Below are 13100 nucleotides of genomic sequence, written 5' to 3' on the forward strand. Positions count from 1 at the left end.
AACCGCGAGGTGGAAAGGTCAGCGCATCAAGCGCCGCTTAGGCTTAGCGCATCAAGCGCCGCTTGGGTTTGACCGGCAACTTGCCGCGCCAGTACTGCAGCATCACGAAGCCGCCGAGCATGCCGCCGAGATGGGCGAAGTGAGCGATGCCCGGCGCCCAGCCGGTGGCGCCGGAGATCAGCTCCAGCGCGGCGTAGCCGGAGACGAACAGCCAGGCGGGGATCTGCGCCGGGATCGGGAACAGGATCAGCTTCTCGTGCGGCCACAGCATGCCGAAGGCCAGCAGCAGGCCGAAGATCGCGCCGGAGGCGCCCAGCGTCGGCGTCTGGAAATCCTGCTCGATAAAGCGCAGCCACAGCAGCTGCAGGAGCGAGGCGGTGATCAGGCAGACGAAGTAATAGATGGTGTAGTTGCGCGTGCCCAGCAGCCGCTCGATCTGGCTGCCGAACATGAACAAGGCGTACATGTTGAAGAACAGATGCAGGAAGCCGCCGTGCATGAAGGCGTTGGTCACCACCTGCCAGGGCTGGAAGTAGCCGCTGCCCAGCGGCCACAGCGCCAGGGGCACCAGCAGCGAAGGCATCAGCTGCTGCAGCAGGAAGACCGCCACGTTGGCGATCAGCAGGTTACGGGTTACCGGAGCGAGGTTGTAGAACATGGTCGGTTCCGTGGGCAACGGCCAAGGGTAGCGGCTGAGCCGGGGCGCCGCCATCGGCGCCCCATGGCGCGGCGCAACATACTGCGACAACTCGCCGCACCCTTCCGGGGAACCTTGCGGGACGTGGCCTGGCGGCATGCCGGCGGCCGTTTCGCGGCGCCGGCGCGAACGCGTGTCGTCACCTCGGGTTGACATCGCCGCGCGGCGATGCACAAATAGCCGTCCATACGGCCGAACCCCAACGCGCCGTCTCGTCCCAGCAGGAACATTTGTCTCCGTGACTATCCAGGGTTACCGCCAGCTCGCCAGCACCACGCATCGCATGTGCGCGATGTGTCGCTGCTGTTGTTGTTGCTGATCGCGCGTTTTTCCCTGTTGCCGGACGCCAGTCCGGAATCTCAAGCAAGCCAGCGTCCACCGGGCGCCGCCGGGCCGGATATCACGATGCACTCCTCGCTGTTTTCCTCTTCGCTACGACACCGCCACGCCATCGCCGGCACGGGCTGCTGTGTCGTTGCTGTCGAATGTGTCGCTGCGGCTGATCCCGCGACCTTAGGCGTTTCCCCGCGCCGCTGTTGACGCCGTCCCCACGGCGATCCCCTTCCAACGCAGCTCCCCCGCTGCATCCCGCGCATCCATCACCCCTGGCCAGGAGCCGGGAGGGCTGCGCCTACAGGAATGCTTCCCGCCATGAACACGATCCGCCTGCTCCCCTTTGCCATTGCCACGGCGCTCGCGCTGTCCCCGCTGCATGCGGAGGATGCCGACGAAAAGAAGGCCACCCAGCTCGAAGCCGTCAGCGTCACCGGCTCCAATATCAAGACCACCGACCTGGAAGGCCCCAGCCCGGTGCAGTCCATTACGGCCGAGCAGATCCGCAGCAGCGGCAAGACCACCCTGCCCGACCTGCTGCGATCGATCTCCGCCAACACCGGCAACAGCGTCAACGAACAGCTCACCGGCAGCTTCTCCGCCGGCACCGCCGGCATCTCGCTGCGCGGCCTGGGCCAGAAGAACACCCTGGTGCTGGTGGACGGCAAGCGCGTGGCCAACTACGCCACCGCCTACGAACTGCAGGACACCTTCGTCGATCTCAACGCGCTGCCGCTGGCCGCGGTGGAACGCATCGAGGTGCTGAAGGACGGCGCCTCCGCGGTGTACGGCTCCGACGCCATCGCCGGCGTGGTCAACATCATCCTCAAGCAGAACTACCAGGGCGCCGAAGTCGGCGCCAACGTGGGCGGCAGCACCGAAGGCACCGGCCAGCGCTCGAACAATTTCCACCTGCTGCTGGGCCAGGGCGATCTGAAGAAGGACGGCTACAACGTGTTCTTCGCACTGGACGGCACGCGCAGCTCGCAGCTCAACCAGGACGACGTGAGCTGGCTGCGCGGCAACGACTTCCGCGACAAGCCCGGCGGCCGCCTCAACTGGACGCCAACCAACTACTACAACAACGATCCCACCCAGGGCTTTGCCAGCGCCGTCGGCCCGGTGCGCAAAGTGCCTTACGGCGCCATCACGCCCGGCAAGAGCGGCGACACCTGGGCCTACAACCCGGCGCAGTACACCTCGCTGATTCCCGGCGTGGAGCGTTACCACGCGGTGTTGAAGGCGACGGTGAAACTCACCGACCAGATCGATGCCTACGGCGAGGCGATCTACAGCCGCAGCCACGCGGCCTTCGTATTCAGCGGACCACTGGCGATCGGCAGCGGCCTGCGTGCCTGGGACAACGCGAACCAGAAGCTGGTGAATATCGACACCACCTTGCCGGCCGGCAACCCCGCCAACCCCTATGGCGTGCCGACGCCGGTGAACACCAACCTGTGGGACGTGGGCCAGCGCAACAAGCGCGACCGCACCATCTTCACACGCTTCCTCGGCGGCATCAGGGGACGTACCGGCGCATGGGATTGGGATGTCTCGGCCGAGCACTCCGAGAGTAGCCTGAAGGAATACGTCACCAACTTCGGCAACCGCTATGCGTTCCAGTCGCTGCTGGCCAACGGTGGCTACAACCTCGCCGCGAACGACAATTCGCAGCAGGCGATCGATGCGCTGCGCCTGTCCACCATCCGCCCCGCCGTATCGCGCCTCACCGCGGTCAACGCCACCGCCAGCACGCAGCTGTTCGACCTGCCCGCGGGCACGGTGGGCTTTGCCGCCGGCTACGAGTTCCGCAACGAATCGATCAATTCGCGCACCTCGCAGGCGGTGCTGTCAGGTTCGGAACTGCGTCCGGCCATCGACGTGATCCGCGGCTCGCGCGACGTGCACGCCGGCTATGCCGAATTCAACGTGCCGATCCTCGCTACGCTCGAAGCAGGCATCGCCGGGCGCCTGGACCACTACAGCGATTTCGGCAATGCCTTCGCGCCGAAGTTCTCGCTGCGCTACCAGCCGCTGGACTGGCTGCTGCTGCGCGGCTCGTACTCGCGCGGCTTCCGCGCGCCGTCGCTGCCGGAAATCACCCACAGCACCGCGGTGAGCTACAGCACGGTGGTCGATCCCTACGATCCGGTCACGCCCGGCCAGCGCCGCGGCTATACCGATGTCTTCGCCGCCAACCCGAAGCTGCGGCCGGAGCGTTCGGAGAATTACAACGGCGGCTTCGTCATCTCACCCGGCACCGACACCAGCTTCGGCGCGGACTACTACCACATCGTGCAGCGCGGCATCATCGGCCCCGACGACGACGCCACCCTGGTGCTGCGCAAGGACCCGCGCGTGCAGCGCGATGCGCAAGGCCGCATCAGCATCATCACCAACCAGTACCGCAATCAGCAGAGCCTGACCACCGACGGTGTCGACCTCACCTTCCACCAGGCACTGCACACGGCGAACGCGGGCGACTTCGCGCTCGACGGCAACTGGACGCGCCTGCTCAAGTACAGCCAGCCGCGCGTCGCCGGCGATGCACCGGTGAACGGCGCGGGCACCAATATCTTCGGCTCGCTGCCGAAGTGGCGCGGCAGCACCGGCCTGACCTGGAGCTACCGCGACTTCGCCAGCACGCTGACCTGGTACTACGTGGGCGGCTACAAGCAGAACCCGGACAACCGGCTCACGCCGGCGTATCCGGAGCGGGTGAAGGCATGGAGCACCTTCGACCTGAGCATCGCCTACACCGGCCTGCCCAAGACCACGCTCACGCTCGCCGTGCAGAACCTGCAGAACCGCCGGCCGCCGTGGGACCCGTCGAATACGTACTACGACCTGACGCAGGCCGATCCGCGCGGGCGCTATGTCTACGTCGGTGCGGACTATCGTTTCTAAGCCGATCGCATGAAGCTGCTGCGCCCGCTGCTGAACGCGAAAACTTGCGCGTTTTCAGCGGGCCGCGGCGCGGTTACAGTCCTGCCGGTCCCGTACAGGGAGTCGGGGGAATGCGCCGTTTTCTGTCCATCGTTGCGATGAGCGCCATGCTTGCTGCCTGCCAGCAGCATGCGTCGTCGTCGCGCGACGGCGAGATCGCGGCGAACTTCTCGCCCGGCATCATGCCGGAGGATTTGGCCGTCCATTTCCACGCACTGTCCGCGCCCGCCTTGCGCGACCGTTCGCCCGGCAGCGCCGGCGAGCGGCACACCGTCGACTACTTGATCGCGCAGTTCCAGCGCATGGGCCTGCAGCCCGGCGCCGACGGCAAGTGGACGCAGGACGTGCCCTACGTGCGCGGCACGGTGGTGCATCCGGAACGGATGACCTTGCAGATCGAAGGCGGCGCGCAGCCGCTGTCGCTCGCCTACGGCATCGACATGGTGGCCAACTCGCCCGCGCAGCGGGCGAATGCGGCGATCGAGCACGCGCCGGTGGTGTTCGCCGGCTACGGCATCGACGACCCCGCGCAGGACTGGGACGACTACGCCGGCGCCGACATCAAGGGCAAGGCCGTGGTGCTGCTGGCCAACGACCCCGGCTGGGGCAGCCAGGATCCGGCGCTGTTCCATGGCCGCACGCCCACCTTGTTCGGTTCCTGGCGCTACAAGCTGGAACAGGCCGCGCGCCACGGTGCGGCGGCGGTGTTCGTGGTGCATGACGAAGCTGCGTCGGGTTATCCGTGGACGACGGTGCGGCAGCGCTGGGGCGGCCCCTGGTACACCTTGCCCGGCGATGCGAATGCGGCGCCCGCCATCGCCGGCTGGCTGAGCGACGACGCCGCGCGCCGGCTGTTCGCCAGCGCCGGACAGGATTTCCAGGCACTGCGCGCCGCCGCGCACCGGCGCGGCTTCCACGCGGTAACGCTGGCGGCGAAGGCCAGCCTGGCCTTCCAGAGCAGCATCAGCCAGGGCATGTCGCCCAACGTGATCGCGCGCATGAACGGCAGCAAGCAGCCCGACGATGCGATCGTCTATACCGCGCACTGGAACCACCCGGATGCGCGCGACAGCCAGTCGCTGCACGGCGTGGCCGAAAGCGCGGCGGGCCTGGCCGGCCTGCTCGAACTGGCCGAGGCCTTCGCGCACCGCGCGCCCAAGCCGCACCGCAGCGTGCTGTTCGTCGCGCTGACCATGGAGGAATCCGGCCAGCTCGGTTCGCGCTGGTACGTCGATCATCCGCCGGTGGCGCTGGAGCACACGGTGGCGGAAATCCAGCTCGACGCCCTGCCGTGGCTTGGGCCGAGCCACGACCTGGACGTGCTCGGCTACGGCCAGTCGCAGCTGGACGATTACCTCGCCGACGCACTGCAGAGCCAGCACCGCCGCATGCGCTCGGGCGACGAACGCGCCGGCATGGAACTGTTCCGCTCCGACGCACTCAGCTTCGCCACGCGCGGCGTGCCGGTGCTGTACGCCCGCTCCGGCCTGGACCTGCGCGACGGCGGCGATGCCGCCGGCCGCAAGCGCTACGGCGACTACCTCGCCGCCAGCGCCAGCGCCCCGCCCGCCGGCAGCGCGCCGAACTGGGACCTGCGCGGCCTGGTGGAAGACCTGCGCGCGCTGTTCATGGTCGGCGGCAAGCTGTCGACCGAAACCAGCTATCCGCAGTGGAAGCCGACCGCGAGTTTCCACCGCCCTGTGACGGTGGTCGCGCGCTAGCGTTTCCGTCCGTCCGCATTACGCGCAGCAAAGATGCGGCGTGGCAAGCTGTGTGCGTCAGGTCTCCGTGCCGCACCCATGACCGCTTCGCCCCTCCACGTCCTGCTCGCCGGCGCCACCGGCCTCACCGGCGGCACCGTGCTGCGCGAACTGCTGTCCGACCCCGCCGTCGCCCGCGTGCTCGCCCCGACCCGCCACGCCCTGCCACGCGCCCCCCGGCTGGAAAACCCCGTCGGCATGCTCCACCGCACCCTCCCCACCCTGCAGCCCCCGCTCGACCTCGCCCTCTGCTGCCTGGGCACCACCATCGCCCAAGCCGGCTCCCGCGAAGCCTTCCGCATGGCCGACTACGACCTACCCCTCGCCGTCGCCCGCCGCGCCCGCAAGCTTGGAGCACGGCACTACCTGGTGATGAGCTCACTCGGCGCAAGCACCACGTCGCGCACGTTCTACACAAAGGTCAAAGGCGAACTCGAACAAGCCCTGATCGAACAAGCCTGGCCACAACTGACCATCGTGCGCCCTTCATTGCTGCTGGGACCACGCAAGGAGTTCCGCCTAGGCGAGTCAGTCGCCGGCCCACTGTCGCGCTTGTTGCCCGGGCGATGGCGCGGGATTCACGTGGAGACGGTTGCGCGGGCTTTGTGGAAGTTGGCGCGAGAACCGGGTGAAGGAGTGCGCATCGTCGAGTCGGATGAGTTGCAACGCTTGGGCAGGGCAAGCTGAGCTGCTTTATCGCCAGCGAATAGGACCAAAGCAATCTGAGGAATGACAGGCGTTGCGCTCCGAGCGGCCCCTCACCCCGACCCTCTCCCCGGAGGGGAGAGGGAGAAGTGATGTGGCGTCGCATACAGGAACGAAGAGCCAAAGCTAGCCTCGTTCCTTGAACATCCTCTTCGCAACGGCACGTTGAAGAATCCGCTACGTAAACGCACTGTCGTTTCGTGTAGACCCAGGTTAATCAAGTTACCGCAGACGCCCAACGCTCCTTCTAGTCGCGTCGCGAGCCTTTGACTTGAGGCCATTTCTTTTGGGTTACTTTTTCTTTGGGCCAGCAAAGAAAAAGTGACTCGGGCGCCGGCAGGCGCACGAAATGCCCGCTGCATAAGCGGCCAAATCGCGACACCGCGAAAACCAAGCGATACAGAAACTGGATCCCGGCCTACGCCGGATGACGAATAGGCGAGGCGCCAGCACAAATAAAAAAGGCCGCCATGCAGGCGGCCTCAAACTGCGAAACGCCAAACGCTCACCCGTTCTGCGCCATACCCTCAGGCCGCTTAGCGCCAGCAAAGCGCTTAGCCCAATAACTCTCATCGAGACTATCCACGCGCACCGTCTTCCCACGCGAAGGCGAATGAATAAACTGCCCATTGGCAATATAAATACCCACATGCGAAATGCGCCCACCACCCCGGCGCCCGCCCGCAGTGCGGAAAAACACCAGATCGCCAGGCTGCATCTCGGTACGGTTGACCTTCAACCCGGCAAGAAACTGCCCCGCCGAATTGGTCGGCAGATCCAACCCCACCGCATGCGAAAACACATAACGGACAAAGCCGCTGCAATCGAAGCCGGTCGACGGATCGTGCCCGCCGCGCACATAGCGGATATCCCGCAGCTGCATCGCCAGATCGATCAGCGTCTTGCGCAGATCGTCCGCATTGCTGGCCTGCTCCTCGATCGCCGGAGCGGCCGGCAGAGCCGACTGGGAAAGCGCCTGGGCCGGAGCGAGCGCGGCGAACTGGCTCATCAGCGGCGGAGTGATGGTGGCAACAGCAGGGGCGGCCTTGGCCTGTCCGCTGGGGCTGGCGAGCACGGGACCGGAGACGAGCGCGGCGGCGGCCAGCACGGAGAGGACGGTCAATCGCTTGATTGGCATGCGGGAAAAATCCCCTTGCTGTTCACGGGATTGGCCGTCGGATGTGTCGACGACCGTGACGAAGCCGTGAACTTAGCAAAGCGATATAGACCGTATGTTCGATCCGGGTTAACTAAACCCCGCGGTTTCGAAAAGCTGAAGGGATCAGCAACATCCGGCATCCCCATGAAAGCAGCGGAAAATCACTGCAAGCAACTGGCTTGGCTAGGAAAATTTCCTAGAAATAACCGTGGCGGAAGTGTGACGGAGGTCCGTAACAGGTCTGCAAGGAACCTGAAGCGCAATTCAGCCGCGGCGGCCGAAAATCGCCGTCCCGATGCGCAGTTCTGTAGCACCCTCGGCCACCGCCAGCGGGAAATCCCCGCTCATGCCCATGGACAGCCGCGGCAGCGCATGGCCCTCGCCCGCCATGCGGTCGCGCAGCTCGCGCAGCAGGCGGAAGCAGGCGCGCACGGGGGCGGGGTCGTCGGCCTGCACGGCCATGGTCATCAGGCCGCGCACGCGCAAGGTGTCCAGGCCGCGCAGGCGGGCCAGGAAGGCCGGCAGTTCCGCCGGATCCAGCCCCTGCTTGGCTTCTTCCGGCGAGGTCTTCACCTGCACCAGCACGTCGATGGCGCGGCCTTCGGCCTGCAGGCGGCGGTCCAGCGCCTCGGCCAGTTCCCAGCGGTCCAGCGACTGCACTTCCGCGGCGAGCCGGGCCACGTCCTTGGCCTTGTTCGTCTGCAGGTGGCCGATCACCACCCAGTCGATGGCGCAGTCGGCCAGCGGGCCGGCCTTCTCGCGGATCTCCTGCACCTTGTTCTCGCCGAAGCGGCGCAGGCCCAGGCCGGTGGCGGCGCGGATGGCGTCGGCGCCGAAGGTCTTGCTCACCGGCAGCACGTCCACCTCGGCCGGCGCGCGGCCCGCCTCGCGGCAGGCCGCGTCGACGCGCTCGCGCACGGCGGCCCAGTTAGCCGCGAGATAGCCGTAGTCGTCGCTCAAGCCTTGCCGCCCTGCGCGTAGTGGCCCGCCACCACCTCGGCCACCACCATCGTCACCTTCTTGCCGGTGGGGATGTGCAGGAATTCGTTCGGGCCGTGCGCATTGGAATGCGGGCCGAGCACGCCGGTGATCAGGAACTGCGCCTTGGGGAATTTCTCGCCCAGCATGCCCATGAAGGGAATGCTGCCGCCTTCGCCCATATAGGCCGCGGGCGCGCCGAAATGATTCTGCGAAGCCTGCGCGACGGTCTGCTCCAGCCACGGCGACAGCTGCGGCGCGTGCCAGCCGCCGCCGTCCTTCTCCAGCTTGAAGCCGACCTTGGCGCCATAGGGCGGATCCTTTTCCAGCAGCTGCTTGACGAACTGCCCGGCCTGGCTGCCGTTGAGCGTGGGCGGCAGGCGCAGGCTGAGCTTCACCGAGGTCTTCGGGCGCAGCACGTTGCCGGCGCTGTCCAGCGGCGGCAGGCCGTCCGCGCCGGTCACCGCCAGCTGCGGGCGCCAGGTGCGGTTGAGCACCAGCTCGGTGAGGTCTTCGGTGACCGGATGCATGCCTTCGACGAAGGGAAACTTCTCGTAGATGGCCTTGCCCAGCACGTGCGAGGCCTGCTTCGCCTGCTCGACGCGCTGCGCGGGAATCTCGACGTACAGCTCCTTCGGCTTGACCGTGCCGGTCTGCGGGTCCTCCAGGCGCGTCAGCAGCTCGCGCAGGATGCGGAAGCTCGACGGCACCACGCCGGAAGCGTCGCCGGAATGCACGCCTTCCTCCAGCACCTGCACGCTCAGCTCGCCGCCGGTCATGCCGCGCAGCGAGGTGGTCAGCCACAGCTGGTCGTAGTTGCCGCAGCCCGAATCCAGGCACACCACCAGCGAGGGGCTGCCGATGCGCGCGGCCAGATGATCCACGTAGTACGGCAGGTCGTAGCTGCCCGATTCCTCGCAGGCCTCGATCAGCACCACGCAGCGCGCGTGGGGGATGCCCTGCTCGCGCAGCGCCAGCAGCGCGGCCAGCGAGCCGAAGATGGCGTAGCCGTCGTCGGCGCCGCCGCGGCCATAGAGCTTGTCGCCCTTGATCACCGGCGTCCACGGACCCAGGCCCTCGGCCCAGCCGGTCATTTCCGGCTGCTTGTCGAGATGGCCATACAGCATGACGGTGTCGTCGCCCTGGCCGGGCACGTCGATGTAGATCAGCGGCGTGCGGCCTTCCAGGCGCACCACTTCCAGCGTGGCGCCGGGCAGCGACGGCAGCTTGGTGCGCGCCCAGGTTTCCATCAGCTTGACCGCCGCATCCATGTAGCCGTGTTCCACCCACTTGGGATCGAACATCGGCGACTTGTTGGGAATGCGGATGTAGTCCATCAGCTGCGGCACGATCTCGTCATCCCACAGGCCGCTGACGAAATGCGAAAGACGGGCGGTATCCATGGGCGAGCTCCGGCGATGGGGAAAGCGCCGATTGTATCAGCGCAGGCCGAAACGCCGCCGACAGCGCGTAGGCGCGCACCCACGCCACGCGGCGATGCAGGCGCACCGCAATGCGATGGGAGCGCCGACTGCGGCGCATCCGCGCCGGCGGCATCGTGGCTGGGCGGCGCATGGACGCCGCGCTTTCCCACCGCTCAAGCCCATCACTGAAGGAGCATCCCCATGCTGCGCAAGCTCGCCACTTTCATGTTCGGACTGGCCGTGTGCCTGTCGCTGCACGCCGCCACGCCGGTCAACGTCAACACCGCCGACGCCGCCACCATCGCTAAAGCACTGGACGGCATCGGCCCGGCCAAGGCCGCCGCCATCGTGGCCTGGCGCGAGGAACACGGCCCGTTCAAGAGCGTGGACGAGGTCGGCCAGGTCAAGGGCGTGGGCGCCAGCACGCTGGACCGCAACCGCGCCGCGATCCTGATCACCGAGGAAAGCGCCAAGCCCGAATCCGGCGCCGCCAAGGCCAAACCCAAGGCCAAAAAGGACGAGGACTGAGCTCCAGCCCGCTCGCCGGCCCGCGCCGGCGCGGCCCTGGCAGGTCGCGCCGGTTGCGCCTACACTCCGCGTTCACGACCGCCCGGTCACCGCCTTCACGACCCAGGCCGGAGCCGTCACAGGGGCCATGTACCTGATTCAGCAGCACAAACATTTGCGTTCCACGCCATGATCCTGCCGCGTTACCGCATCGCCGCCTCGGGTATCGGAGGCGCCGGCAAGGGGCTGTTCCTGGAGGAAGACGTCGCCGCCGGTCGCATCGTGACCGCGCCGGATGCGATCGACCGCACCTGGAGCCTCGCGCAGATCACGGCCTCGCCCGAGCTGCAGGTGCAGCTCTACGCGGCTGCGCGCTGGTTCGAGGACCGCTACACGCTGTCCCCCGACTGGCCGGACGAGTGCTACATCAACCACAGCTTCGAGCCCAACGGGCTGTGGCACCTGGGTTTCGTGTTCGCCGCGCGCGACCTGCCCGCGGGCACGGAAATCACCGTGGACTACCGCCACCTGCTCGCACCCGGGCAGGAAGAAGACTTCATCGATTCGGCCACCGGCGAGAAAATCATCGGCCTGTCCTGGGCCGACAGTCTCACCACCAGTACCCGCGCCCTCGCCAGCCTGCTGGCCGGCGCCGCCATCTGACACTGCAATGTTCGACATACCCACCCTCGAAACCGCGCGCCTGCGCCTTACCGCTCTCTCCGCCAGCCATTTCGACGACTACGCCGCGATGCTCGCCGACCCCACCAGCACGCGCTGGGTCGGCGACGGCGAGCCGCTGGACCGCGGCCACGCCTGGCGTTCGCTGGCGATGCTGCTGGGCCACTGGCAGCTGCGCGGCTACGGCATGTGGGCGCTGGAACTGAAGGACAGCGGCGCCTTCGCCGGCCGCGCGGGATTGATGTATCCGGAAGGCTGGCCCGATATCGAACTGGGCTGGATGCTGAAGTCCGAGTACCGCCACCACGGCTACGCCACCGAAGCCTGCCAGGCCATCCTCGATTTCGCCTGGAACCAGCTGCGCGCGCAGCGCGTGATCAGCCTGGTGCGCGTGGGCAACGAAGCCTCCGACCGGCTGGCCGAGCGCCTCGGCGGCGAACATATCGAAGACATGGATTTCTGCGGCAGCTACAACCACGTGTTCGCGTACTACCCGCCGTACCGCGAATCGCGCCGCGCGGCCTACGCCTGAGCGCATGAGCGCCTTCCACCGCGTGCCCGCGGAAAGCCTGCGCGCGGAGCCCTGGGCCAACGGCGCCGGCGCCACCACGGTGCTGGCCAGCGGCCCGGATCCTTCGGCGTGGCAGTGGCGCCTGAGCATCGCGCAGATCGACAGCGATGCCGATTTTTCCGCACTGCCCGGCGTGCGCCGCCAGTTCGCCGCACTCGATGCCTCGCTCGCGCTGCGCTTCGCGGATAGCGAACGGCAGGCACTGCGCCTGGCCGTGATCCGCTTCGACGGCGCCGACGCACCGCAGGCGCGACTCACCGACGGCCCCACCCGCGCCTTCAACCTGATGCTGCGCGATGGCGTCGAAGGCGAACTGATCGCACGTCCCTTGAACGGCGCCATGGTGTTGCCGCCATCGGCCGGCGCGCACTGGTTTCTCTATCTGCTGGCCGGACATGCCCAACTGCGCAGCGGCGGCGAAAGCCTGGCGGTGACGCAAGGTGAGTCGGTGTGGATCGAAGCGGCGGGCACGCTGCGCATCGAAGGCGGCGGCGAAGTGGTGCTCGCGCGCATCGAAGCCTGAGCGCGTCCACGCATCGCATCGTCGATTCATCGGGACACAAAACCGCCGCACGCGCGGATCGCCGCATGCCACTCGTCAAATAATTTCGGCGTTCGTAATGTCCCGCACCCGCTCGACCGAGCCTGTGCAGGATGCCGATGAACACCGCCGCCGCAGCGATCGTCCCCACTCCACGCTCTCCCCTGCGCCGCGCCGCCGAGGCGCTGCTCGCCTGCATCAGGCGCGCTGATTCCGTTCCTGCTCTCGCGCCTGATGATCGTGCTGATCCTCGCAGCGGTGCCACTGATGTCGCAGGTGCCGGTCGAACGCTGGCGGCAGGACGACAGCGTGGCGATCAAGCTGTCCGGCCGCACCGTCGCCGACGGCCTCGGCCACCTGGCGATCGGCAACGATTCGGCGTGGAACTACAGCATCGCCCGCGACGGTTACGAGCGGCGCCCGTTCGATACGTCGAAGCAGGCGAACTGGACGTTCTTCCCACTGCATCCGCTGATGTGGAAATCCGCCGCGTCCGTCACCGGCGAATGGATCTGGTCCGGCATCGTGCTGGAAACGCGGCTGGCGCGAACTCGCCGTGTTTACGGCGCTGACAGTGCTGGCGCCGTTGCTGACGGTGACGCTTACTTCGATGGTGCGTTATGCGGGCGTGGCGCCTGGTGTGTATGTGGCGCTGGCCCTGTGGAGCGAAAAGCATCTGCGGTTCGGGCAGATATGGATGACCGTATCGGCGATGTCGCTGGCTTTGCTTGCGACGTTGTTTGCGCTTGGGATCAATGTGGGTGGTGCCTGATCTGCTGACCGCAGTATCGAGCGGTA

13 protein-coding genes are annotated in these 13100 nt (G+C 67.1%); 9 read left to right on the forward strand and 4 right to left on the reverse strand.

Features of this window, described 5'->3' with window-relative positions; genetic code table 11:
• Nucleotides 1-43: 43 nt before the first annotated feature.
• The gene (locus KK141_RS15930; protein ID WP_214572134.1) at nt 44-658 is read right to left on the reverse strand and encodes a rhomboid family intramembrane serine protease; all 615 of its coding nucleotides are present in this window, start codon (nt 656-658) and stop codon (nt 44-46) included.
• A gap of 333 nt (nt 659-991) precedes the next feature.
• Between KK141_RS15930 and KK141_RS15935 the strand changes: the two genes are divergently transcribed.
• The 4 genes from KK141_RS15935 (at nt 992) to KK141_RS15950 (ending at nt 6423) form a co-directional block, all read left to right on the forward strand.
• A complete protein-coding gene (locus KK141_RS15935) occupies nt 992-1237 on the forward strand; it encodes a hypothetical protein (protein WP_214572135.1) in 246 nt (81 codons plus the stop codon).
• Nucleotides 1238-1348: 111 nt separating this feature from the next.
• Nucleotides 1349-3937, forward strand: a complete 2589-nt coding sequence (locus KK141_RS15940; RefSeq protein ID WP_214572136.1) for a TonB-dependent receptor — start codon at nt 1349-1351, stop codon at nt 3935-3937.
• A 110-nt stretch (nt 3938-4047) separates the two neighbouring features.
• Entirely contained in the window at nt 4048-5697 is a 1650-nt protein-coding gene (locus KK141_RS15945) for a M28 family peptidase (protein WP_214572137.1), read from the forward strand.
• Between the two features lie 78 nt (nt 5698-5775).
• Nucleotides 5776-6423 carry an oxidoreductase gene (locus KK141_RS15950; protein WP_214572138.1) on the forward strand — a complete coding sequence of 216 codons (648 nt, stop codon included), beginning with the start codon at nt 5776-5778 and terminating at the stop codon, nt 6421-6423.
• A 523-nt stretch (nt 6424-6946) separates the two neighbouring features.
• Here KK141_RS15950 and KK141_RS15955 read toward each other — a convergent pair.
• From KK141_RS15955 to KK141_RS15965, 3 genes are all read right to left on the reverse strand, one after another.
• Entirely contained in the window at nt 6947-7579 is a 633-nt protein-coding gene (locus KK141_RS15955) for a C40 family peptidase (protein WP_167252093.1), read from the reverse strand.
• A gap of 285 nt (nt 7580-7864) precedes the next feature.
• Nucleotides 7865-8560: a YggS family pyridoxal phosphate-dependent enzyme gene (locus KK141_RS15960; protein ID WP_214572139.1), complete on the reverse strand. Its 696-nt coding sequence runs from the start codon at nt 8558-8560 to the stop codon at nt 7865-7867.
• Nucleotides 8557-9981, reverse strand: coding sequence for a M20 family metallopeptidase (locus KK141_RS15965; protein ID WP_214572140.1), 1425 nt, complete (start codon nt 9979-9981; stop codon nt 8557-8559). The genes KK141_RS15960 and KK141_RS15965 overlap by 4 nt, the downstream gene beginning before the upstream one ends.
• 222 nt (nt 9982-10203) lie before the next feature.
• On the opposite strand from KK141_RS15965, the gene KK141_RS15970 reads away from it, so the two are divergent.
• The 5 genes from KK141_RS15970 (at nt 10204) to KK141_RS15990 (ending at nt 13082) form a co-directional block, all read left to right on the forward strand.
• The gene (locus KK141_RS15970) at nt 10204-10530 is read left to right on the forward strand and encodes a helix-hairpin-helix domain-containing protein (RefSeq protein WP_214572141.1); all 327 of its coding nucleotides are present in this window, start codon (nt 10204-10206) and stop codon (nt 10528-10530) included.
• Nucleotides 10531-10698: 168 nt separating this feature from the next.
• A complete protein-coding gene (locus KK141_RS15975) occupies nt 10699-11172 on the forward strand; it encodes an SET domain-containing protein (RefSeq protein WP_214572142.1) in 474 nt (157 codons plus the stop codon).
• 7 nt (nt 11173-11179) lie between these two features.
• The gene (locus KK141_RS15980) at nt 11180-11722 is read left to right on the forward strand and encodes a GNAT family N-acetyltransferase (RefSeq protein ID WP_214572143.1); all 543 of its coding nucleotides are present in this window, start codon (nt 11180-11182) and stop codon (nt 11720-11722) included.
• Nucleotides 11723-11726: 4 nt separating this feature from the next.
• On the forward strand, nt 11727-12284 hold the full coding sequence (locus KK141_RS15985; protein WP_214572144.1) for a HutD family protein: 558 nt from the start codon (nt 11727-11729) through the stop codon (nt 12282-12284).
• Nucleotides 12285-12536: 252 nt separating this feature from the next.
• A complete protein-coding gene (locus KK141_RS15990; protein WP_214572145.1) occupies nt 12537-13082 on the forward strand; it encodes a hypothetical protein in 546 nt (181 codons plus the stop codon).
• The last annotated feature ends 18 nt before the right edge of the window (nt 13083-13100 follow it).

Origin of the sequence: Dyella sp. LX-66 (assembly GCF_018599165.1) — a bacterium.
Lineage (GTDB): Bacteria > Pseudomonadota > Gammaproteobacteria > Xanthomonadales > Rhodanobacteraceae > Dyella_D > Dyella_D marensis.